This window comes from Zavarzinella formosa DSM 19928, assembly GCF_000255705.1.
GTDB classification, from domain to species: domain Bacteria; phylum Planctomycetota; class Planctomycetia; order Gemmatales; family Gemmataceae; genus Zavarzinella; species Zavarzinella formosa.
Window position 1 is genome coordinate 120,395 of record NZ_JH636440.1, and the last position, 21,489, is coordinate 141,883.

Below are 21,489 nucleotides of genomic sequence, written 5' to 3' on the forward strand. Positions count from 1 at the left end.
CTCGCGGGCGCGGAGCAGGTCCGGCAGGGCCAGCCCGCCGAGGCCGAGCGCCCCGATTTTGAGGAAGTCACGGCGATTGGAACCGTCGCATTGGGTCCCGTTGCGGGACGAGGTGAGAGTCAACATGAGAGGCCTCGGGGTAGGAAGTCCATTACCGGCGGGCGGGGGGAGTGTGCTGGCAAGAGTGTCAGACCATTGGAGGATAACACCCTCCGGACACCGATGTCAACAAAATGCCGAAAGGATAGGCGAGGAAATTGAGAGTTTGGGCGGCCGGAAGTGTAAATCGCGTGCGCCGGGTATTTTCGCATCAATCATGCGTTGAACTATTAGGTCCGCAACATTGCGGATCTGTCTCGCGTGGGTTTTGGTCGCACAAGCCAGCTTCCAAAACCGGCGAGGCCACCCATCATCCCGCCCACAAACAGGCCGAGCCACCAGAAGTAAACGAGAATGATGGCCGCCCCTTCGACGGCCGCCGGGATGCCGGGAACCACGTTCGGCCGGCCCACCCATTCCGAACCGTAGTTGTAGCCGCCCCACGCGCCGACGGAACCAAGGGCCAGCAGGCCGGCCACCGCGCCGATGCCCGCCCCGATCAGTGATCTGTTCATGACATGGCCTCCGGATGATTGATAGCCCCCCGTGGTCTTAACCGTTGGCGAAGATGATGCGCAACCGGGCTGGGGACTCGCCCAATCATCGTGGATTACACCCAAATCCCCGCATCCGCTAAAATACCCCTCATCCTTTGGGTGCCTCGCCATGACCGTTGCCGTGCCGTTTCATCTTCGCCGATTGCCGGATGCGAAACCGGCCGCCGGTTTGTTGTTGGAATCATCGTCCGTTGAAACCCTGTTGACCGCTTGCGCCCCGCTGCGGCATGTCATCATCTTTGCCGTGGATGGCGGTTTTTTGTTGCTGGCCGATGATTTGCCGGAGAGCGTTCTTCAAGGGGTGAAACTTCGACGGCTATCGGAGAATGGTTACCTTCCGGCGGATGCGGAATTGCTTCCCTCGCTCTTGCCGGACGAGGCGGCCGACCTGACCCGGCGGCAGGGGCTGGTCTTTTTGCCGGGGGGCCGGATTCTCTCCTTCGACCCGGCGACAGGAAAGAAGCCGACTGATTTTCTGAGGCTTCCCCCGATTCGGCGGCATCGCTGGCAGGCGTTTCCCGATGTGGAGCAACCCGCCCCGGAACTCCGGTCGATTCAGCGGATCTTGCCGCCTCCGCCGCCGGGGGAATTGATCGCCCAAGACGGGCCGCCCATCGGCGACGAAGACCCGCGACCAGCCGACACATCGTTGAAAAACAAGATGATCGGCAAATCTTCGCATGCCCTCGGCACCGGCCTTGGGGCGTTGGGGAAACTCTTCAACAGCAAGAAACTGAAAGACCTTGCCCAACGATTGAAGGACAAGGGCATCGAGAAGGCCCCCCGGTTGACGGAATCGATCCTCGGCCAGCAAGAAGCCGCATTGCAGGAATTGCTGAAGCGATTCAAAAGCGGCAACATCGACGACGCCCTTCGCCGGGCTGTCCCTTTCGGCGGCGAACCGAGCCGGGGAAGCCGGTCGCATACCGGCACCCAGTTGCCGACCAACAACCTCGGCTTTTCGCTCGGGAACCTGTCCAACGGCGGTGGAAGCGGCGGCATCTGGCAGGGAGGCAGGCCCGAGACGTGGAACAACCTCCTCGTGGAATACCGCCGGGCGGCCCAGGAAGCCGCGCAACGCGGGGACTATCGCCGGACGGCGGTCATCTATGCGAAGCTGTTGGGGGATGTCCGCTCGGCAGCCGAAGTGTTGAGCCAGGGGGGCCTGCACCGGGAATCGGCCGTTCTGTTCCGCGACAAAGTGAAGGATTTCAAACGGGCCGCGCGGGAGTTCGAGAAAGCCGGGGACCACGACGAGGCGTTAAGCCTTTATCGAAAGTTTGCCGAGTTTGAACTCGCCGGGGATTTGCTTCGCCAAATGGGGGAGGAAGAACAGGCCGTCGACGAGTATCACCGGGCGGCCGAGCGGATCACCAAGATTGAAAAGGATTATCTCCGGGCCGGCGAATTGATGCTCCGCAAAACCGGCCGGGCCAGCCTCGCCGGGGCCTATTTTGCCTTGGGCTGGCAGCAGCGGAAACAACTCCCCGCCGCCGGGGTGATGTCCTGCGGCTATCGCCTGCTGGAGATTTATGCCTTTGCCCGGCCCCGCGAGGCGTTTTGGAACCATATCGCCGAGGCCGAGGAATGGCTGTTCGATGAAGGCTGGAACAACCGGACAACCGAGGTGGCGACCTTCTTCAACAAACTGGCCGATCTCGGCGACCTGCCGCACTTGAAGGACGAACGCCCGGCGATCCGCGACAAAGCCCGCGTGATGCTCGGCCTGCAATTGCGCAGCCATGCCGAATATGAACGGACTCCCGGCAACGTCGTCAGCGCCCTGTTCGGCCAAAACAATCAATGGAAACCGGAGATGGTCTCCGACGCCGCCTTCGCCCTCAAGTCATTCTTGAAAGCCGACACCCGGCCGACGAAACCCAAAAAACGGGAACTCCGGAATGTCCGGCTCGGGGAAAGCCCGGTGATGGCGATTGCCCACGCTCCCCAGACCGGGTTGATGTTCATCAGCTTTCAGGATGGATCGCTGATGAAGTATGATCCGAGGGACAGTTCGACACACAAGATATTGAGGCCCGGAGAAACCGATAATTGCATCCATTCGCTGGCGACCGACTTGCCGGGAAACTCACTGGCGGGGATATTCCCGAATTTGGATTCCAGTGGCCACGTTCTTTATTTATGGGACATCGACGCCACGAGCCGTGAAAGATCACGGGCATTCATCGGCAGGCCCGGATGGACGACATTAATTCCGTTGATTGATGTTTGGCTTGATGGCACCGCTGTTGGTGTCAAGAACCAAAGTTCACTTGACTGGCATGAATTCGGCTCGTCGATTCCTCGAATTGAAGCGGGCGCGTCAGAACCGTTTGAACCGTCCGCCTTGCATCTGCGATTGCGCGTTTTGATATCGAGTATCCATTCCACTTGCGACTTTGACCGCAAAACATTGGAATGGGCATCAGGATCGGCGAACCTCGGTTGGGAACCTTTGCCGATCACGAACGGAGCCGGAGAGTTTATAAACCTGAGCTGGCAGATCATCACGACGCAAGAAATATTGCTCGCGGGCATCGACAAACAGGGCGTGCTTCATCGCACTTCCGTCTTGCTGCATGCGGCGACCAAAAAGATATATCCCCAAACATCATCACACACCGTCCCCGGCGGTTATCGTGGCGTGTCTCTGACAAAAGGGGGGCGGGTCGCGGCCGTGACGTTTTCAAACAAAGTAGTGTGGCTGCGGTTTGACACCGCCGCCCAAAAATTGCAAGAGGCCGCCCCGCCGGTGCAGTTGAGTTCGATCTACCGCCCGGCGGGGTGTTATTTCAGCCCGTCCACGGATGAGTTGATCGTGGTGATGGGTTCCGGAGAGGCCTTCCATGTGCCGGTTCCGGTGTGAAGATAACAAGATGAAAAGATGACAAAAAACCTTCATGGGGTCCGTTGTCATCTTCTGATCTTCAAATTTGTCAGTTGCTCGTGACAATATCTTCGCCACTGCGGGTAATCATCTTCACAAACAGCCGGATGTCCATGCTGGCTTTGACGAACCGCACCGAGCCATCCGCGAACACGATGTTGGAACCGCCGAGGTGGAAGCTGTAAACCTCGTTGTTGTTCGTGCAGTTGGTGTGGCAGGGGCCGGGGTCGCCGACGGTGCCGGCGGCGTTGAATCCGTGGGTGATGTATTCGCAGGCGTCGTCGGCCCAACTGCCGTCCGTCTGGCCGTTCGCGGCGTTCAGCTTGCCGGCGCGCCAGCTATCGGGGCGTCCGGCGTCCTCGCAGACCGCCAGTGTGTTCGAGGTGCCGTCCAAGACTTCGGCCACCGTATAGGTGAGGTTTACTCGCAACAAACCGGTTTTATCCACGGCCACGTCCACCAATCCGGCGCTTTCCAGCGTGGCCGAATAGGCGTTGTTCGGGCCATAGTCACTGGGCGCCACCTTGACGCTCACGCCATTGACGGTCTTGGTGGTGAGGCGGCCGGCCGGGTTTCCCGGCGTTGTCGGACAAACGAACACGGGCAACACCGTCTCGCGGGCGGACTGGTTGGCGGCGCTCGCCCAGTGTTGGGTCATGTCGTATTTCTTGAACACATTGTCCTGTTCCAAGAATGACAGGAGAAAGACAGCCCAACTATGGTTGACGCCGTTGGCGGTCACGCCGAACTTGGTGTAAGGCAAGCCGACGGTCCCCGTGGCGGGGGATCGCAGGGCGCCGGGGGGAAAGAAACCGTTCTGCGTTTGATAATTATGGAGGGCCAGCCCGATTTGCTTCAGGTTGTTCTGGCACTTCATCCGGTTGGCGGCCTCGCGGATTTTTTGCACGGCGGGCAGCAACAGGCCGATCAGAATGGCGATGATCGCAATCACCACCAGCAGTTCGATGAGGGTGAACGCCCCTCGGCGGGTGAATCGTTTGGTCATGTGATGACTCGTTGAAATTTCGGGGTGGTTTTGGCGAAACAACGACGGGAACGGCCCGCGTTTGGCGGGTCGTTCCCTCATGGAAAAAATGGGCGGTTTAGAAGTTCGGCAACACCTTGCCGTCATTGATGAGGCAGATGTTCAGCCAGGTGGTCGCGTCGATGGTGTACTTCAGCGAGCGGACGGAGCCATCGGCCATCGCCGCCGTGAAAATGCCGGAGTGGGGGCCGCCAAAGCGGACCGACCAAAAGGTGGCCGCCGAAGAATTCGGGTGCAGGTAATCCGGTTGCGGGACGTTGTCCCCAAATCGCACCTGATCCTGATCCCAGCCGGAGTTGTTCCAGACTTCATTGTCGCCACCGGAGGTTCCGAGCACTGTCTGGTGGCATTGCTTCTCGCCGACCATGATGGTGTTGGTCAGGCCGTCTGTGACTTCGGCGATCCGGCGGGATTGCTCGACGGGAGAAGTGAGGGTGTAAATCGGATTGCCGCCGGAATCCGTCGCGCCGGGGTTCTTCCATTGCGCCATCAACATCCCCTCGGCTCCCTTGTCGTTGAACGTCCGGCCGCCGTTGCCGGCGTAGTCGGAGCGGCCGCCGTTGGAATACAGCGTCGGAGGCCGGCGGGACGGGCAGTAGTAGCTCTTGATGGCCGTCTGGGCCACCACGGTGTCGGACGGATTGTTGAAGACGGCGTCTTGCTCAATGTAAGGCGTGATTTGGTACAGCCAGCTCCAGCCGGCCCGCGTGCTGGCCTTGCAACAATTGATATCCGGCCCGTCCGAGCCGGCGTTCGGGAACTTCTGCATCGAATCGTGGTAATTGTGGAACGCCAGCCCGATTTGCTTCAGGTTGTTCTGGCACGACATCCGGTTGGCGGCCTCGCGGATCTTTTGCACCGCCGGCAGCAACAGGCCAATCAGAATCGCAATGATGGCAATCACCACCAGCAATTCAATCAAGGTGAAGGCGAGACGAAACGGAGCAGGTCTTCGTTGCATCAAATCCTCATACTTAACGAAACACACAGATTAGCACGCTCTCATTTTTAGGATTGAAATGTGTGAATCTCGTTTCGCAATTGGGAAGAAAAGATGAAGAGATAATAAAAAGATCACCAGATCAACACATGCGCAGAAGGGATTTTTTCCGGGAAACAATGTTTTTGCACGGCGTCGAGAATCGGCCGGACACGACTAAAACAGATTTCCGTAAGGTGTGGCGAGTTATAAGTTAAATTCCCGCCGAGGTTGTCAGCCCGTCGGGAAATCGTTGGCCCACCGGGAGTCGCGGTACCCTCGCTGGCGCGTCGGGCTATGGTTGCACAGGCTTTGGACTTGGGAACCCGTCACAACTTTCAAACCGGAACCATCCGCAACCTAATAGCCCGACGCGCCAGCGAGGGTACCGCGATTCCCGGTGGTTCAACGATTCCCCGACGGGCGATGATGGAGACCAAAACCCTCAATGAAAGCACCAACCAACCCCGGCAAAACACAACTCGCGGGTTATTTCCACCCGGACCGGCCAAGTTCCCCAGACTCTCTTGTGTCCGTTGAAGCGTTCGCTTATACTCGCATCGACCCAACCGGGAGTGCGGCATGAGTTTCGGCGATGGAGCGGGACTGGACTACGCGACGGCCCACGGACGGGACTGGCCGAGCGTGCGTCAATTTAATGTGTTTGTGGAGAACCGCCTCGGCGGCCTGATGGATGTGGTCCGGCGGTTTGAGGCCACCGACATCCGCATCGTCTCCTTCACCATCGTGGACTCATCGGACTGCGCGATCATCCGGTTGGTGTTGAGCGACCCCGAACGGGCCACCGAAATCTTCCAACAGGCGAAGATGATGTTCACGGAGAGCGATCTGCTCGTCGTGAAACTCCCGGAGGGGAAGCAACCGCTGGTCACCATCTTCAAGGCGCTGCTCTCGGCCGAGGTGAGCATTCATTATGCCTACCCGCTGATGATCGGCGTCGGCCCGGAGGGGAACACCGCCCTGGCGATTCATGTGGCCGATCACGAAATGGCGATGTCCACCCTGCATGACAAGGGCTTCACGATCTACACCGAGAACGATCTGAACTGGTAATCCGGGAGACTCGCCATGCCGGGATTTGACGACGAGGACCTGAACGACGACCGACCCCGCCGACGCCCGGTGCGAGGGGACGACGATCAGGACGATTACGATGACGACCGACCCCGAGGCGGCCGATACAAACCGCACCGCGGGGCGATGATCCTCGTTTTTGGCATCCTTGCGCTGGTCATGTGCGGAGCCTTCGGTATTGCCGCCTGGTTGATGGGCAAGAACGACTTGAGGGAAATCGAGGACGGCCGGATGGACCCGGAGGGCAAGTCCCTCACGCAAGTGGGTTACATCCTCGGCATCGTCGGCTCGATCATTTTCTGCCTCCAGTTGCTCTTGTTTGTGGGGTACTTTGCTCTGGTTATCATCATCATAGCCACCAAATGATCCCCTCCTGTTGATCGTTGTGTGATCGATTTGACAGGCTTGACGTGATTAGGAAGGTTTGTCATGCCGGGATTTGAAGACGACGACGACCTCCACGACGACCAACCCCGTCGGCCCAAACGGTCGCGACGCGAAAACGACGACGAGGCTGATTACGACGACGACCGGGTCAAACGCGGCCAATACAAGCCGCATCGCGGGATGATGATCCTCGTTTTCGGCATCCTTGGGATGATGATGTGCGGAGGATTCGGCATCGCGGCCTTCCTGATGGGCAAGAGGGACAAGCGGGAGATCGAAATCGGCCAGATGGACCCGGAGGGGCAGTCCCTCACCCAAGTCGGCTACATTCTCGGCATCATCGGCTGCGTGCGGTTCACGTTGGAACTGTTGTACATTGTGTTTTGGGTTTGCTTGACGATCATTATCATCTTGAGCAAATGATCGGACTTCCCCGCCGTGTGTCTCGCGGGCGGCGGACTTGAAATGCATGCGAAGGTTTGTCATGCCCCACAATGACGACGATGATCTGTACGAAGACGAACCTCGCCGCCGGGTCTCTCGTCATGATCAAGAGGAAGATGATTACGACGATGAGCGGGCGGAATACGGCCGCGTCAAACCCCATAACGGGGTGATGATTCTGGTGTTTGGAATCGTCGGCCTTTTGTTTTGCCAAATGTTTGGGATCGTCGCGTTTGTGATGGGCCGGAGCGACCTGAAGGAAATCGACGCCGGCCGGATGGACCATGACGGCCGCGGTTTGGTGTTCGCCGGATATGTCATGGGCATTATTTCCACAATCATCATGGTCCTTTCGTTCTCGATCGTGATCGTCGCCAGCCTCATTGGATAACTCCGCCACGGCCGAACATGAATACTCCCCCTCCCCTGCCGCCGGAAGTTCCTGTTCGCATCGTGCGGCCCCATCGGGCGCATGTCATTCTCATCCTTGGCGGACTGGGTTTTGTGTTCGCGCCGTTCGGGTTCTTCGCCTTGCTGCTTGGCAAGCGCGACCTGCGGGACATGGCCGCCGGGACGATGGACCGCTCCGGCGAGGCGCTCACGAAGACCGGCCGGATGCTGGCCGTCATCGCCAGCATTGTCTGGACGATCAAGTGGATAATCGTCCTTTTCTTCGGACTCATCATTTACTTCAACTGGGCATATTTCAGCAAATGGTTCTGATCGACACGCACGCGCATCTGGATGACGGCCGCTTCGACGGGGATATCGCCGAGGTGGTCGCCCGCGCGGCCGAGGCGGGATTGTCCCACATCATCACCGTGGCCACCGACGGCGCCAGTTGCCGGGCGGCCATCGCTCTTGCAGAACGCTTCCCGATGTTGCGGGTCGGCGTCGGCCTGCACCCCAATTATGTGGCCGAGGCCCCGGCGACGGATTGGGACATTGTGCTGGAACTCGCCGGTCATCCGTCCGTGGTGGCCATCGGCGAAACGGGATTGGACCGCCATTGGGACAAGACGCCGTTCCCGCAACAGGAAGAATCGTTCGCCCGGCATCTCGAACTGGCGCATCGCCTCGACAAGCCGATTGTGATCCACGCCCGCGAAGCGGAAGAAGACGTGGCCCGGATGATTAAACAAGCCTTCGATGCTCGCGGCCCCGTGAAGGGGGTGCTGCACTCATACACCGGCCCGATTGGCCCGGCCCTCGAAGGTGTGCAAGCGGGATTGCATGTGTCCTTCGCCGGGATGCTCACTTACAAAACGGCCGACAACGTGCGCGAGGTGGCGAAACAAATCCCGCTCGACCGGCTCTTGGTGGAAACGGACGCCCCTTATCTCGCCCCCGTCCCGCATCGTGGCCGCCGCAACGAACCGGCCCATGTGATTCACACCGCCAAACAACTCGCCGACGTGCGCGGGATTCCGTGGATCGAAATGGCCGCGATCACGACGGCAAACGCCAAGCGGCTGTTTTCGCTGTCGTAAACCCCGGCCACTTGCTTGAACCCGCTGAGGGGTGGCGGTCACTTCTTTGGCGAATCCGCTCGGATGACGGGCCACACCGGTTTGATGGGTTCTTCTTCCAACAATCGCGGGCGTTCCAGAGCCACGGCAGGACGCACCTTCGGCATGGAATCCGATGGCTGATCCGCGGCGAAGCCGGGCGCCATCGCAGTCGGGATCGGCGGAGCCGGGACAAACGGAACTTCAATCACCGAGGCGGGAACAATTGACGAAGGAGCCACGGGAGCCGGAACCACGGCGGCCGGAGCCACGGGTTCGGGTTCCGGGATGGAAGACAATCGCGGACGGCCCATCGTCGCCAGCGTGGGAGCGGCCTTCGCCTCCATCACCGGGGGCCTTGCCTCCGTCAGAAAGAGTTTTGGCTCTGTCGCCGGGAGTTCCGGCCCCTTCAAGTCTTCGGTTGGCAACAACGGCGGCAGCGTGCTGGTTTGCTGAAGCATCGGCGAACGAGCCGGAATTCCGGCGGTTGGAATCACGTTGGTTTTCGCGGGTTGTTGCACGTTCAACGGCAGCGTGTTCGGCGGGGTGTGCCTGAGCAACGGCGGCGGCGTGTCCGGCGAACTGATGTTGGCGGGATACGTCGGCAATGGCTGGCCCGGTTGATACGCCGGCATCGCGGGCGGGCTTGCGGGATAGGGCTGATCCGGGAAAGACCGCCATTGTGTCGGGTAGAATCCGAAGTACGGCGACGGGGTCGTCGGGATGACTGTTTCGCTCGGGATGACGGGGCCGCCATACCCAATGACCGACGATGAGACAGGCGGGCCGGGAATCGAACTCACTTGGGTGCCGGCGGGAATGCCCGCCGAGATCGGCGTGCCGACGGGAACCCCGGTCGGCGGCAGGGCCGAACCTCCGTAGGGGCTTACCGTCACCGTCACCGGTTGGGGGGGGATGGCTTTGGGTGGCATCACCATCGGGGCTTTCGGCCCGATCGGCGGCAACGTCGGCTCTTGGGCGACAACGCCACCGACCCCGAGAAGTCCGGCGATCAATGTGGCGACCGACCGCCGTCGTTGTGGACCATCCATCGTCCCGCCCTCAATCCGTTGAAGAAATCCGTGTCACTTATTTACCGGGGACCGCGAGTCCCGCCCGTTCCACCTGTTCCCGTCGTGCCGAAACTGCCGCTTTGATTGCCGAAGCCGCCCCGCAGGTTGCCATTGCCGAGGCCGCCAAGCGAATTCGCGTTCGGGCGGTTGCTGCTGAGGTTCGCTCCGCCGCTGTTGCCCAACGGAGTGGAGGTCGTCGTCCCGCCGTTGATGTTTTGGAAGTACCCGCTGGTGTTCATAAACCGGACGCGGGTTCCCACCGTGACCCCTTGCGAAAGAGCGTCGTCCGCGTTGTTGTTCTGGGCGCCGGTCACTTGGGACTGAAGGTTCTGCAAAGCCCCGGCAAAGGTTTGCTGCGGTCGCACGATGCCGTAATAATTCTGGGCCGCCGAGTTCCCGCCTCGGGTGATGTTCAAATACGGGCTAAACGAGGGCGACCCCATCGAGTTGCCGATGCCGCCGCCAAGGCCGGGGCTGGAGTTCAGCCCGCCCCCCAGGCCGCCCGGCGTGCCGAACGAGGCCCCCGGCCCTCCCGCCGTCGGCCGATTCGAGCCAAACTGGGCTTGGGCCGCGGAGCCGAGCAAGAGCATTCCGAGTGCGGAGCAAAGAAGCCTGTTCATGGCGTTCCTTTCGGGTCAGCGACTGCCGCCGACCGAGTTCGGATGATTCAAAGCCTGAACGGTTGTCTGGCCGAGGAGTGTCACGCCGAGGAGCCGTTCCACCGGCGAGAGAATCATGGCCATCCAGTTGTCCGTTTCGATCAACGGGTTCGCCTTCACGTAAATCCGGTCGCCGGGCATCAACTGGTAATTCGTGGACGTGTTCGCCGACCGCGTGATGCCGATCCAGTCCACCGGCAGGATCAGCTCCTGACAGTTCGCCGCCGGCGTCGGCCGGGCCAGCCAGATATGATGCTGGCTGCTGACCGGCGAGAGGCCGAACAATTGCGACACGGCATCCAGCACCGTTTCGTTCCCCGTGATCGGCAGACGGGCCACCTGCTGGCCTCGCCCCCCTCCATCATAAATCACGTAGAAGATTTTGCTATTGTAGGCCGCCACATCGACGGAAACTTCCGGGGCGATCAGCTTCTTGCCCAGAAATTCCTCAATGGTGGCCTTGGCCTGCGTGAGTGTCTGCCCCACGAGCCGGACGCCGCCATAGGTTCCCAACCCCACCGTGCCATCCGGCCGGACGAGATATTCCCCGCGAATCTGCGACAGCGACCGCGACATGAGCAGCGACACCTGGGCCTTCGGCGATTTCACATTGGCGGCAATCGCCTGCTTCTCGATGGCGTCGCGGATTTCCGGCACCGTCATCCCGGACACTTTGATGACGCCGCCAAACGTCGTGCCGAGGTTGATCTGGCCGTCCGGGCCGACGAGCGCCTCGATGGCGAACGGCTCGGTCTGGGCCGGGTAGGTGATTTGCACGAACAAGCCGTCTTGCGTTTCCACCTTATAGTTGGCCGTCGGGGCGACGCGCAAGAGTTCGATCCGCAGGATATCCGGCGGCTCGATCACGTATTCGGGCATGGAGACTTTTTGAAGCTCGCGCGGCAGCGTTTGCTCGTAGCGCGGATCGGCGAAGGCAGTTTCAACGGGTTTGTTGGCAGGATGGACATACGGCGCCGGCGGCACGCCGGGATGCACGGACGGCGTCAGACAACCGGCGTTAAGCAGGCACCAACCCGCGACGGCAAAGACGCCGAAACGGGCCGCGCGTTGATGCGTGGCGTACATGAACCGACTCCCCCCAGAGCATGAAGATCGCCCGCTTTCACCGCCGTCCCCGGTGCATTTCCCCCGCACCGGCCGACAGCGCAAACCCCGAGCGCGCGACCATTCGACGGCCGTGAATACCGCAATGATTAAAAAGCACAAGGGGAATTACTTCAGAACCACGTTTGAAAAGGCTGACAGTCGTTGTTTGGAAAGAAAAGCGTGAGGGAAAACGGGGAGAGGTGTTTTGAAGATCAGAAGAGACCGTCGTTTATGACTAGCGTCTGGATTGGTTCCACCCCGGAACTTGCGACAGATATCCCCTCACGGTGGCCGCGTACTCGGCGTTGTCCGCCGCTTCGTCTTCGATTGCCTGCCGGAGAATCTTTTTCGTTTCTCCTTCCGCATGGGCCGACCATTGATCCATGAGAGGCTCCAGACGTTTGATTCTTAAAAATCTCCACTGGAGAAGGTCTGTTCGGTTGAGATTCAGTTGAGAGATCGTCCGAAGCCCTTTGGTGCTGCCAGGGACACGAATAGCAATATCTCCCAAAAGGATCAGATGATCGGACGGCTCCTCCTTGAACGGATTCACAAGTGGTTCGGCTGGCGCATAGTAATCGCTTTTGTGGGTGTTGCATTCCTTGCAAACCAATCCGAGATTGGCCCATTCAACAATTTGCTCGGGACAGCAACTCACGGGATTGATGTGATCGGTTTCCCCGAAGGCAACCGACGATTCGCAATAAATGCACTTATTGAACGATTCTTGCCGAAGGGCAGCTTTGACGTCTGGGTGGCGATAGCGAAACTTGACCGTATCAGTCATTTTGACCGGATCGCCTTTGGCTTCCAGATATTCCTGTGTCCATTCCGCTCCTTTTGACTGCAAGACCTCGGGCAGTGGACCTTTTTGGAGCCGGATCACGGTTGGGACTCCGCAACTTTTGCCAGCACCCCCGGAAAATGCTGGCCCATTCCGAGCTCGGTCATCTTGGCCTTCAAAGAGGTCATGGAATCTTGCGTGAGCGGAATCCGGGTGAATTCCTCAAGGATCAGATCGATTCTCTTTTTCGCCCAAGCGGGCATCGTGTACGGCACGCCCAAAACATCCATCAGGATTTCATCGACGGAGTTGGCCAGATTCAACTTGTCGAGCAGATGGGTTTCCACCTTTTTGTTGGCGTTGTACTTCAAGGCGTAAATGTTCGATTCGGGCACCGACGTAACCATCAACGGATTGTGCGTGGCGATCACGAATTGACATCGCGGGAAGGCTGTCAACAGATCGGGGAGCAACCGCTGTTGAAGCTGCGGATGCAAATGGGCCTCCGGTTCGTCGATCACCACCACAAACTCGTCGTGAAGCTGGGCATACATGTGAATTTGCCAGGCCATGTCCACGATGGCCGCGATGCCGCCAGAAACAGCCTCCAGTGAAAAATCTCCGGTTTCGGTTTCAAGTAACACATCCGGCATCCGTATCCGGATTTTCTTAAATCCAAGCGAGGCCGGAAGCATGATCCGAAGAATATCTTGAAACCCTTCAAAAATACGAACGGCCTCTTCGTTCCGCTCCACGGCTTGGTTGCCATAGCCAAATGTGGCCAGAGACATCAACGAGCGCTTGAGCTCGTAACTTGGTGATTTGCTGTTTGATCTGAGAAGCCCCATTGGGCCGTATCGTTCGCCAGTGTACCTTCCAATCACTTCATTCATATAAGCCGAAAAAATTTGTTCTTTAGCATCCAGCGACACAGGTATTTCATTTATTTTTTGGAATATATAAGGAGAACGATGCGAAGGAACGAAAACGCCATAAATGGTGGCCGTCGGTGCAATGGCCACCTCAAATACCTCAGTGACGGCTTTGGGTACTCGAAGGGCCGCCTGTGCGCCATCGCCGTAAATAATTTTGCCAATCTCGTGTGCGGTGTCCGGGATTATTGGCGTGGAAAAATCTCCGTTTTGTTCGCCTTCCCAAAATCCTGTCCAGTATTTCCCAATTCCTTTGCCCTCCGGAATTGGGCCACTGACGAAATGAAGATTCCAACCCCAATGCCGATTCAACAAATGCAACAGGGTGGTTTTGCCGGTTCCATTGGCTCCGGTCAGGATGGTGAGCTGGGGGTGGAAGTCGATGTCTACGTTCTCGAACTGCCGCCAGTTTCGGATGTTCAGTTTTGCGAACATGACAATCAAGCCTTCGGATAGTTGTCGGCGTCATTGCCCCGGCGGGAGGAAATCCCGCCGATTGGCGACATGCCTCGGAACACGGTCAATCTTACCATCCCGAACGGCAAAGCCAAAGCGGGCAGGTGTCTTCCATTCCGAACTCGGAATTCCGAATTCCGATCCTTCCAAATCCGTCTACACTGTTCTCCTACCGCCCTCCCGCCATTCAACTCAAGGATCTGCCTCATGCGATTTCTCACGCTCGGCTTGTTGTTGCTATCCGTTACCCTGTTGCGGGCCGATGATCCGCCAAAGGGGTTCACGCCGTTGTTCAATGGCAAGGATCTCACAGGGTGGCACGGGATGCCGCATTATGATCCGTATGCCCTAGCCAAGTTGCCGGAAGCCGAACGCACCAAGTTGCTGGCCGGGTGGATGGCTGATGCCGGGAAGCATTGGAAGGCCGATGGCGGGGATTTGGTGAACGATGGCAACGGGGCGTACCTCACCACCGACAAGGATTATGGCGACATCGAGTTTCTGATCGACTACAAGACCGTCGCCAAGGCCGACAGCGGCATCTATCTCCGGTGTGTGCCGCAAGTGCAAATTTGGGACACCACCAAAGAAGGCGGCAAGTGGAATCTGGGGGCCGACAAGGGAAGCGGCAGCCTCTGGAACAACAGTCCCGGCGCCCCCGGCAAGGATGCCCTTGTCCTGGCCGACAAGCCGTTCGGCGAGTGGAACCATTTCCGCATCGTTATGGTCGGCGAATATGTGACCGTTTATCTCAACGAAAAGCTGGTCGTCGATCATGCCCGGTTGGAGAACTTCTGGAATCGCAAGATGCCTTTGATGAAGAAGGGGCCGATCCAGTTGCAAACCCACGGCGGCGAAATTCGCTGGAAGAACCTCTTCATCCGCGAAATCCCCCCGACGGAAGCCAACGAAATCCTGCGGAAGAAAAACTCCGCCGGGTTCGTCGATTTGTTCAACGGCAAGGACTTCGAGGGCTGGGCTGGCGCAGTGGAAGAGTACGAAGTGAAGGACGGGGCGATTGTCTGCAAGCCCAAGAAGGGGGGCAACCTGTTCACGAAGGCCGAGTACGGCGACTTCACCGCCCGTGTTGAGTTCACCCTGCCCCCGGCCGGGAACAACGGGCTGGCCATTCGCTATCCCGGAACGGGCCTCCCTTCCCAAGTCGCCATGTGCGAGGTTCAGGTGCTGGACGACGACGCCAAGGTGTACGAGAAGCTCGACCCCCGGCAATATTGCGGCTCCGTTTACGGCATGATGCCGGCCCAGCGTGGTTACACCCGCACCCCCGGCGAATGGAACCTGATGGAAGTGACCGTGAAAGGTCCGCTGATCCGCGTCGAACTGAACGGCACCCGTATTGTGGACGGCGACGTGAGCAAAGTGAAAGACTACATTCCGGGCCACAAGCATCCCGGCAAAGACCGCTTGAGCGGTCACTTCGGCTTCGCCGGCCACAGCGATCCGGTGGCGTTCAAGAACATCCAGATCAAGACGTTGGACAAGAAGTAAGGCTGCCCGCCACAAGAATTTGAAAGCGTTCCGATGGCGAGGCAAATGAATCGGCCATCGGAACGTCTTCGCATGTTCCCCTCAAAACACGATGGAAATACCGGTCTGTTCGCCCGTCGGTTGCGTCGGTGATTGCCGAATCTTTCGCATGGAAAGGAAGTGCCGGATCGATTCGGAAATCCCGACAAACAGAATGTTTGCCCGTTGACCCGTTGATTTTTTGCCAGTCTCTCATTTCTTGTTAATTATTCTCTCATGTTTTCTCGACCCTATGTGACTTGTCACGGTTTGTCGAAAACGACGACGATGCACTCGCATTCCCTCGCCGGAGTTAGCTGACGGGATCGTCACAAACCGCGATTGTCGATCTGCCGTGAGGTATCCGACGTACAGAAAACGACGGAGTTTTCACATCGGCTGAACGGCAGAAATCATAAGGAGTCGGTTGAAACGCCCGATCATCCGGACGGTTTTTTGAGAACAATGAGCATAACACTCGCGCCTGTGGCTTCTCTCCGAAATCCCGTCTCGGCCGGATTGCTGATTGCCATCGGACAATTATTGTTCGTGCTTTTGATCGGATGGAACGCCCGGCAACAGTTATCCGACCCGGACGCCCGAACCTTGGCGGCGACGTATCGCGCGCTCGCCAACTGGGACAGCGGCTGGTATCAGAGCATCGCGGAAAACGGGTATTCCGTGCCCGAGCGGATGACCAAGGAAAATTTCGGCACGGTCTGTTTCTTTCCCGGTTATCCGTTGCTGGCCTGCGGCGTTCATTGGCTCACCGGGCTGGACTGGCCGTATGCCCTCCTGCTGGTGAGCCAGCTCGCCTGCTGGCCCCTCTGGACATACTTCTTGTTGCTTCTCCGGTCCGTCGGCGTCCCCGGCCGGGGGCAGGCTTTTATTGTCGCCTTGATCCTTTGTCATCCGGCGGCTTACTTCCTTGTGGTCGGCTACTCGGAGTCCCTCTTTCTGGCGGCGTTTCTGGGGATGTGCCATTGGTCATCCCGCCCCGGCGGCATCTGGCTGGCGGCGGCTCATGGAATCGTCATGACCGCCACGCGAATCGTCGGGCTGCCGCTTGTCGCCTTTCCTTTGCTGGCGGCCTGGTCGGCATCGGGCATGACCGCCCGGCCCTTGTGGCGGGGGCTGTTGATCGGCATCGCCGCCACCCTTGGCGGACTCGGCTTTTTCGCCTGGTGCCATTTCCGCTTCGGGCGGTGGGACACTTACTTCCTCACCGAACAGGCCGGCTGGGGCATCAAGCCGAATTACATGGCGCTGTTCCGAAGCACCCTGTATGGCGTCAGCCCCAAACGCTTTGTCATGGCGCTGAAAGACCCGCAGCCGTTTGACCATGCCATGGCGACTTTCACCGTCCTCGGCTTCTATTTGCTGGTTCTTTCCGAAGTTCTCCTCGCCTTGCGGGGTGACCGGGGATTCCGGCGGCGTCTGCCGTGGTATGTGATGACCGCCTTCCTGATTTATGTCCCCTTGGCCGGCCAGTTTGACCGTCAGTTTGCGAGCTTCAACCGATATTCTCTGGTCGCCATGTTCCCGTGCGCGATCTTGTGCGGGGATGCGGCCCGCCACCTTCGCATCCCTTCGTGGGCTTTGATTTTTCCGGCGATCGTCGCCCTCGGCTGTTTGCTCTTTCAGGCGTTTTTCGCCGGAAATTTCCTTTTGGGGCTTTGGACGTTCTAAAGACGAACAGAAATTAATAGAAAATGAAAACGGACGCTCGCCATTCGCCCCATGCTTCCCAATCTGAAAAATCATCGAAAGTTTTCTAAGATCCAAGGAAGGAAGATGCCGATTAATTCTTGGCAAAGTACGGGCTCGATACGAACTCGCAGTTGCACAAGACTCGCTCTACTTGGTCAACCAAGGCTGGTTCAAAGGTTTTCGACGATTTGAATCTCCCTGACGACGTTTGAAAAAACTCACCCTCCGGTTTTTTCAAACTTCCGAGACCATGGACCGTGGACCCTCATGTCGAACTCTGATTGCGTTCCCAAGTTGACGGTGGTCTCCCCCGCCTTCAACGAGAGTGACGTTCTGCCGATCTTCCACGAGCAGTTAAGCCGCGTGCTTGACGGTCTTCAAGACCGGTTTTCGTTGAAGGTTCTCTACGTTGACGATGGCTCCTCGGATGACACCCCGAGAGTGCTGGCGGATCTCGCGCGCCGGGATTCACGGGTCCGTTATCTTCGCCTGAGCCGCAATTTCGGCCATCAAGCCGCCTTGTCGGCCGGTCTCCGGGAGGCCGACGGAGACGTGGTGATCTCCATGGATTCCGACGGCCAGCATCCCCCGGAGCTCATTCCCCAATTGATTGCCCGCTGGGAGGAGGGGCACGACGTGGTTCTCACCCTCCGGACCGATCACGAATCGTTGGGATGGTTCAAAAAGAAAAGCTCCGCCTTCTTTTACTTTTTCATGCGTTATTGCAGCGGCATGGACATTCGCCCGGCGGCCGCCGATTTTCGCCTGCTGAGTCGTCCGGCCCTGGATGCGTTTTTGTCTCTCCCGGAGCGCCATCAATTCATCCGGGGAATGGTTCACTGGATCGGCTTCCGGACGACGGAAATTGATTTCAAGGCCCCGCAACGACTGGCCGGGAAATCCAAATTCACCCTTCTCAAAATGGTTCGGCTCGCCAGGGACGGGTTGCTCTCGTTTTCCCGCGTCCCCCTGCACGCGGCGATCGTCATTTGCGGCTTGCTCACCCTGTTGAGCGCCGCGGGCTGCCTGGGGGCGTGGCTGGTGTTCGCCCCCGCCGATTCCGTGCGCTGGCTCTTGCTGGCGGAATTGATTGGCGGCCATGTGATCGTGGCTGGATTGTTGGGCGTCCTGTTTGCGATCAGCGAATACATCGCCCGAATCCACGAACAAATCTTGGGCCGGCCAATCTATATCATCGAGCATGATTCGGATTCACAAAAACACGCGGCGACCATCGTGCGGGACTCTCTTCACCGACGCGGCGCCGCGTGATTCGGCCGAATTGGCGAAGGACGTGATTTCAGAAGTGATTGACCGCGACAAAAACAAGAGAGGCGGAAGCCGACCGAACGACTCCCGCCTCTCTCGCAAAAAGTCAAAATCCCATCGCTAGAGACAGCTTCCTCACTCCGAAGACAAATTGGCCAGATAGTTGTCGAACTTGGCCTTGGAGGTCGCTTCGTCCGCGTGGAGCTTTTTGAGCTTCACTTGCAGTTCGTCCATTTCCTTTTCTTGGTTTTCCAAGGTCGTCAGGTAACGTTGGAACAGCGGGGATTCCTTGGGCGTTTCCCGCAGATTGTCCCGCAGGCGCTTCTGGTCAACGGTGATCGTCTGGATACGACGGTCGGCGTTGCCGATTTCCTGACGCAGGTTGTCCCAGCCGGATTTCATCTTGAGGGCTTCCTGAAGTTGCGTCTTCAGGGCCTCGGGGGCTTCCTTCAGGTTGATGAAGTAGCGGATCTGGTCGTCGGGCTGGTTCGAGAGCTGGATGCCGGTGGCGATTTCACGTTCTTCCGTCACCGTATAGCTCGTGTCCTTCTTCGAGGCCACTTCCGTCTGGAAGCGATACACATCGGCCGCTTCCTCCGACGGGGTGTTCTTGCCGACGAACTTGAAGCCCTGCCCCTTGCGGTTCGGGTGTTCGATCAACAGCGTCCGGTCGCTCGTGGAGCGGTTGGCGATGTCGTACACCCGTTCCTCGCGGAGCAGCGTGTTCGTGTAGACGATCCCCTTGACGGCCTTCACCTTCGTGATTTGCGCGGTGCTGTTGCCGTTCTTCGTGGACACTTCCGTGCCGAGGTCGATGGCGTAGCTCACCAGACGTTCTTCATCCGGCTGGAGGTCCAGCACGCGGGTGTCTCCGGCGTAGACGGAGCCTTCGATCACCGTGATCGGGCCTTGGGAAAGCGGCATTCCGGTCGTGTTCTTGAACTTCAATCCCAAGAGCGGATGCTTGGACTGCACGGCCGGGTTGTAAATGCTCACCCGCTTGCCTTCGACCTGCTTGTTGACGATGGACAGCAGCGAGGATTTCTGCCGGCCGAGGTTCACGGGCTGGTCGATCACATATTGGTGGTAGTCGCCGAGGGCCGAGGCCGTCGCGGCGGTTTGCACGCTCGCCCCGAGGTCCATGCGGGACCGCAGCCGCCCGTTCACTTCGTCCGTGTATTTGCGGGCTTCTTCCTTGGCCTTGTCCATGCGGGACATGTCACGGTCGGCCAGCGCCGCCCCGCCGCGTCCGCCGCCAAAGCCGCCGCCGGGGCCGGAGACGCCCGGCGCCATTGGGGCCATGCCAGCGGCCTTTTCCTCCATCTGTTCGCCGCCACTGCGTTTCTTGGCCAGCGCGCCGTCATACGTCGGCGGCCGCAGGGAGGCAAAAAGTTCCGGCTCCACCGTCGGCCGACCGACGTAGAGGGGGTTGTACAGGTCCATCTTGAAGGAGATCGGCCGACCGGAGACAAGGGCCATCGTCACGCCGGTCCAGTCTTCGTCCGTCGGGTTTTCGACCACGGCCCAGCCTTGGAGGAAGGGCTTGCCTTCCTTGTCCAGCACCAAGCGGTAACTGGTCTTCCAGATCGGGTTCTCGATCACATAGCCAACTTCAACCTTTCGCTTCCCTTCCCCGGAGAAGTTCAGGCTGACGGCCTTCTTCTGAGAGTCATGAGACAGCGAGAGCGTTTCGAGCGCCCGACGCATTTCGTTTTCGATGATCGGATTCGAGAACCGGAGTTTCTGAAGTTCGTTGAGCCGGACGGCCCGCACGCCCTCGGCGCACCACATGTTCAGGATTTCGACTTCCTGCGTCCCGTCCTTGCCGGTGACCTTTTGCTTTTCGGTGCCGATGATCTTCCCGGTCAGGCTGCCCGGTTGGTTGGCGGTGTTGACGAGCGTGATTTCGACGGCCTCGCCGCGGGCCTGGTTCAAGATGGCCGAGAAGCTCGGGTTGTTGTTGAGGTTGATCGCAAACGAGCGAAGCGTGCGGTCGATCGGGTCGTGCGAATCATAGGTGACGGACGACACGCGGCCGGTCTTGGATTGGTCGATGAGCGTCATCGACTTGATGAGATCGTTGATGTCCTGTTCCGGGAACGTCAGGTCCACGCGGGCATCGCCTTCGACTTCCCCGGAGCGGGTGAAGTGGCCGACGCCGGAGTTGAACAAGATCACCTGCGAAATCGGCAGGGTGACGGCCGGCTTGAGGTCGGTCGGCTTGGCGCCCTTGTCGGCGACCACGGCGGTGGGAGCCGATTCGCCCCGTTGAGTCATCAGGATGGTTCCGGCGGCCAGGGCGCCGAGAACCGGCAGGCCCCAAAGAATTCGTCGCATCGCGCTCATGAGAGTACACCGTGAGAAATTCGGGAGACGGGTCTAACTTCTACAGACGAGACCGGACACCGGGAGTTTGGGAAATTTGCAAGAAGCCTGTGGGGACGGGTTCATTTGTACAGTGGTGGAGGTGCTTGGCTCGCCGGATTATTAGAGTAGAGTTCTGGCCGGTGTGGTGGCCCACAGAGCCGATAACCCTTCCTTTGGCCTTCTCTCACCCGCCACACGCCTCCGAACTCGGCCAATGTCCGCGGAGAACCGTTGGGCCACCGGGAGTCGCGGTCTCCTCGCTGGCGCGTTTTGAAGTTGCGATTTTTGAGGGTTGGGGTTTCGGCGGGTGGTCTTGGTATTGGCGAGCCGAGCAGCGTCAGCTGCCGGGTGGCTCCCGGCGGGGAAGGGGCTTCAGCCACGGGTTTGAGTCCGGTTGAGTAAAAGGGAGGCGGTTCGACCACAGCAAGCCACCCGGCAGCTGACGCTGCTCGGCTCGCCAATACCAAGACCACCCGCCGAAACCCCAACCCTCAAAAATCGCAACTTCACAAATGGCAGCCGAGGCTCCTCACGACTGGTTAAAGTTTAACCGCCGATGGTCATTGGGGCGTTATGCTAGTTGCGGGAAGGCCAGTCGCTTGAT

The 21,489-nt window shown here is 59.0% G+C and carries 19 protein-coding genes and 2 pseudogenes; 10 read left to right on the forward strand and 11 right to left on the reverse strand.

Annotation, left to right across the window (positions count from 1 at the left end; genetic code table 11):
* Nucleotides 1-329: 329 nt before the first annotated feature.
* Nucleotides 330-614, reverse strand: a complete 285-nt coding sequence (locus BGIM_RS0111090; protein WP_020469848.1) for a hypothetical protein — start codon at nucleotides 612-614, stop codon at nucleotides 330-332.
* Between the two features lie 151 nt (nucleotides 615-765).
* On the opposite strand from BGIM_RS0111090, the gene BGIM_RS0111095 reads away from it, so the two are divergent.
* Nucleotides 766-3,522 (forward strand): hypothetical protein, encoded by a 2,757-nt coding sequence (locus BGIM_RS0111095; RefSeq protein WP_020469849.1) that lies wholly within the window; start codon nucleotides 766-768, stop codon nucleotides 3,520-3,522.
* Between the two features lie 70 nt (nucleotides 3,523-3,592).
* Here the strand turns inward: BGIM_RS0111095 and BGIM_RS0111100 are convergent, their stop codons facing one another.
* Nucleotides 3,593-4,549 carry a DUF1559 domain-containing protein gene (locus BGIM_RS0111100; RefSeq protein ID WP_029629940.1) on the reverse strand — a complete coding sequence of 319 codons (957 nt, stop codon included), beginning with the start codon at nucleotides 4,547-4,549 and terminating at the stop codon, nucleotides 3,593-3,595.
* A 97-nt stretch (nucleotides 4,550-4,646) separates the two neighbouring features.
* Nucleotides 4,647-5,549 carry a DUF1559 domain-containing protein gene (locus tag BGIM_RS0111105; protein ID WP_020469851.1) on the reverse strand — a complete coding sequence of 301 codons (903 nt, stop codon included), beginning with the start codon at nucleotides 5,547-5,549 and terminating at the stop codon, nucleotides 4,647-4,649.
* 600 nt (nucleotides 5,550-6,149) lie between these two features.
* Between BGIM_RS0111105 and BGIM_RS0111110 the strand changes: the two genes are divergently transcribed.
* The 6 genes from BGIM_RS0111110 to BGIM_RS0111135 all read left to right on the forward strand — a co-directional run bounded on the left by BGIM_RS0111110 (nucleotide 6,150) and on the right by BGIM_RS0111135 (nucleotide 8,983).
* Nucleotides 6,150-6,641, forward strand: a complete 492-nt coding sequence (locus tag BGIM_RS0111110) for a hypothetical protein (RefSeq protein ID WP_020469852.1) — start codon at nucleotides 6,150-6,152, stop codon at nucleotides 6,639-6,641.
* A 15-nt stretch (nucleotides 6,642-6,656) separates the two neighbouring features.
* A complete protein-coding gene (locus BGIM_RS61265; RefSeq protein WP_020469853.1) occupies nucleotides 6,657-7,028 on the forward strand; it encodes a hypothetical protein in 372 nt (123 codons plus the stop codon).
* Nucleotides 7,029-7,091: 63 nt separating this feature from the next.
* Nucleotides 7,092-7,472 (forward strand): hypothetical protein, encoded by a 381-nt coding sequence (locus tag BGIM_RS0111120; protein ID WP_020469854.1) that lies wholly within the window; start codon nucleotides 7,092-7,094, stop codon nucleotides 7,470-7,472.
* A gap of 61 nt (nucleotides 7,473-7,533) precedes the next feature.
* Nucleotides 7,534-7,884, forward strand: a complete 351-nt coding sequence (locus BGIM_RS61270) for a DUF4190 domain-containing protein (protein ID WP_020469855.1) — start codon at nucleotides 7,534-7,536, stop codon at nucleotides 7,882-7,884.
* A 17-nt stretch (nucleotides 7,885-7,901) separates the two neighbouring features.
* Nucleotides 7,902-8,216, forward strand: coding sequence for a hypothetical protein (locus BGIM_RS0111130; protein WP_029629941.1), 315 nt, complete (start codon nucleotides 7,902-7,904; stop codon nucleotides 8,214-8,216).
* Entirely contained in the window at nucleotides 8,207-8,983 is a 777-nt protein-coding gene (locus tag BGIM_RS0111135) for a TatD family hydrolase (RefSeq protein ID WP_020469857.1), read from the forward strand. The genes BGIM_RS0111130 and BGIM_RS0111135 overlap by 10 nt, the downstream gene beginning before the upstream one ends.
* Nucleotides 8,984-9,021: 38 nt before the next feature.
* Here BGIM_RS0111135 and BGIM_RS0111140 read toward each other — a convergent pair whose 3' ends face one another.
* The 7 genes and pseudogenes from BGIM_RS0111140 to BGIM_RS68275 form a co-directional block, all read right to left on the reverse strand.
* Nucleotides 9,022-10,053 (reverse strand): hypothetical protein, encoded by a 1,032-nt coding sequence (locus BGIM_RS0111140; protein WP_020469858.1) that lies wholly within the window; start codon nucleotides 10,051-10,053, stop codon nucleotides 9,022-9,024.
* A gap of 41 nt (nucleotides 10,054-10,094) precedes the next feature.
* Nucleotides 10,095-10,694: a hypothetical protein gene (locus BGIM_RS0111145; RefSeq protein WP_020469859.1), complete on the reverse strand. Its 600-nt coding sequence runs from the start codon at nucleotides 10,692-10,694 to the stop codon at nucleotides 10,095-10,097.
* 15 nt (nucleotides 10,695-10,709) lie between these two features.
* Nucleotides 10,710-11,819 carry a polysaccharide biosynthesis/export family protein gene (locus BGIM_RS57305; RefSeq protein WP_020469860.1) on the reverse strand — a complete coding sequence of 370 codons (1,110 nt, stop codon included), beginning with the start codon at nucleotides 11,817-11,819 and terminating at the stop codon, nucleotides 10,710-10,712.
* A gap of 256 nt (nucleotides 11,820-12,075) precedes the next feature.
* On the reverse strand, nucleotides 12,076-12,225 hold the full coding sequence (locus BGIM_RS67050; RefSeq protein WP_238537598.1) for a hypothetical protein: 150 nt from the start codon (nucleotides 12,223-12,225) through the stop codon (nucleotides 12,076-12,078).
* A gap of 252 nt (nucleotides 12,226-12,477) precedes the next feature.
* Nucleotides 12,478-12,627 (reverse strand): annotated as a pseudogene (locus BGIM_RS68270) (HNH endonuclease); the annotation flags it as partial.
* A gap of 95 nt (nucleotides 12,628-12,722) precedes the next feature.
* Nucleotides 12,723-13,415 carry an AAA family ATPase gene (locus tag BGIM_RS67060; protein WP_238537601.1) on the reverse strand — a complete coding sequence of 231 codons (693 nt, stop codon included), beginning with the start codon at nucleotides 13,413-13,415 and terminating at the stop codon, nucleotides 12,723-12,725.
* 504 nt (nucleotides 13,416-13,919) lie between these two features.
* A pseudogene (locus BGIM_RS68275) lies at nucleotides 13,920-13,991 on the reverse strand (hypothetical protein); the annotation flags it as partial.
* Nucleotides 13,992-14,219: 228 nt separating this feature from the next.
* Here BGIM_RS68275 and BGIM_RS0111165 point away from each other — a divergent pair.
* The 3 genes from BGIM_RS0111165 to BGIM_RS49880 all read left to right on the forward strand — a co-directional run bounded on the left by BGIM_RS0111165 (nucleotide 14,220) and on the right by BGIM_RS49880 (nucleotide 18,521).
* Entirely contained in the window at nucleotides 14,220-15,521 is a 1,302-nt protein-coding gene (locus tag BGIM_RS0111165; protein ID WP_020469863.1) for a 3-keto-disaccharide hydrolase, read from the forward strand.
* A 483-nt stretch (nucleotides 15,522-16,004) separates the two neighbouring features.
* A complete protein-coding gene (locus BGIM_RS57310) occupies nucleotides 16,005-17,228 on the forward strand; it encodes a hypothetical protein (RefSeq protein WP_157368886.1) in 1,224 nt (407 codons plus the stop codon).
* A gap of 288 nt (nucleotides 17,229-17,516) precedes the next feature.
* Nucleotides 17,517-18,521, forward strand: a complete 1,005-nt coding sequence (locus BGIM_RS49880; RefSeq protein ID WP_020469865.1) for a glycosyltransferase family 2 protein — start codon at nucleotides 17,517-17,519, stop codon at nucleotides 18,519-18,521.
* A 132-nt stretch (nucleotides 18,522-18,653) separates the two neighbouring features.
* On the opposite strand, the gene BGIM_RS0111180 is transcribed toward BGIM_RS49880, so the two are convergent.
* Nucleotides 18,654-20,864, reverse strand: coding sequence for a hypothetical protein (locus BGIM_RS0111180; protein ID WP_029629943.1), 2,211 nt, complete (start codon nucleotides 20,862-20,864; stop codon nucleotides 18,654-18,656).
* Between the last annotated feature and the right edge of the window lie 625 nt (nucleotides 20,865-21,489).

Excerpts from the sequence above, each read along its gene's own strand:
- BGIM_RS0111110 (WP_020469852.1), top strand. The coding sequence starts at position 6,150 with ATGAGTTTCGGCGATGGAGCGGGACTGGACTACGCGACGGCCCACGGA.
- BGIM_RS61265 (WP_020469853.1), top strand. The coding sequence starts at position 6,657 with ATGCCGGGATTTGACGACGAGGACCTGAACGACGACCGACCCCGCCGA.
- BGIM_RS0111105 (WP_020469851.1), bottom strand. The coding sequence starts at position 5,549 with ATGCAACGAAGACCTGCTCCGTTTCGTCTCGCCTTCACCTTGATTGAA.
- BGIM_RS57305 (WP_020469860.1), bottom strand. The coding sequence starts at position 11,819 with ATGTACGCCACGCATCAACGCGCGGCCCGTTTCGGCGTCTTTGCCGTC.
- BGIM_RS0111135 (WP_020469857.1), top strand. The coding sequence starts at position 8,207 with ATGGTTCTGATCGACACGCACGCGCATCTGGATGACGGCCGCTTCGAC.
- BGIM_RS0111100 (WP_029629940.1), bottom strand. The coding sequence starts at position 4,549 with ATGACCAAACGATTCACCCGCCGAGGGGCGTTCACCCTCATCGAACTG.
- BGIM_RS0111140 (WP_020469858.1), bottom strand. The coding sequence starts at position 10,053 with ATGGATGGTCCACAACGACGGCGGTCGGTCGCCACATTGATCGCCGGA.
- BGIM_RS67050 (WP_238537598.1), bottom strand. The coding sequence starts at position 12,225 with ATGGATCAATGGTCGGCCCATGCGGAAGGAGAAACGAAAAAGATTCTC.
- BGIM_RS0111145 (WP_020469859.1), bottom strand. The coding sequence starts at position 10,694 with ATGAACAGGCTTCTTTGCTCCGCACTCGGAATGCTCTTGCTCGGCTCC.
- BGIM_RS0111095 (WP_020469849.1), top strand. The coding sequence starts at position 766 with ATGACCGTTGCCGTGCCGTTTCATCTTCGCCGATTGCCGGATGCGAAA.
- BGIM_RS0111165 (WP_020469863.1), top strand. The coding sequence starts at position 14,220 with ATGCGATTTCTCACGCTCGGCTTGTTGTTGCTATCCGTTACCCTGTTG.
- BGIM_RS0111090 (WP_020469848.1), bottom strand. The coding sequence starts at position 614 with ATGAACAGATCACTGATCGGGGCGGGCATCGGCGCGGTGGCCGGCCTG.
- BGIM_RS0111130 (WP_029629941.1), top strand. The coding sequence starts at position 7,902 with ATGAATACTCCCCCTCCCCTGCCGCCGGAAGTTCCTGTTCGCATCGTG.
- BGIM_RS67060 (WP_238537601.1), bottom strand. The coding sequence starts at position 13,415 with ATGTCTCTGGCCACATTTGGCTATGGCAACCAAGCCGTGGAGCGGAAC.
- BGIM_RS61270 (WP_020469855.1), top strand. The coding sequence starts at position 7,534 with ATGCCCCACAATGACGACGATGATCTGTACGAAGACGAACCTCGCCGC.
- BGIM_RS49880 (WP_020469865.1), top strand. The coding sequence starts at position 17,517 with ATGTCGAACTCTGATTGCGTTCCCAAGTTGACGGTGGTCTCCCCCGCC.
- BGIM_RS0111120 (WP_020469854.1), top strand. The coding sequence starts at position 7,092 with ATGCCGGGATTTGAAGACGACGACGACCTCCACGACGACCAACCCCGT.
- BGIM_RS0111180 (WP_029629943.1), bottom strand. The coding sequence starts at position 20,864 with ATGAGCGCGATGCGACGAATTCTTTGGGGCCTGCCGGTTCTCGGCGCC.
- BGIM_RS57310 (WP_157368886.1), top strand. The coding sequence starts at position 16,005 with ATGAGCATAACACTCGCGCCTGTGGCTTCTCTCCGAAATCCCGTCTCG.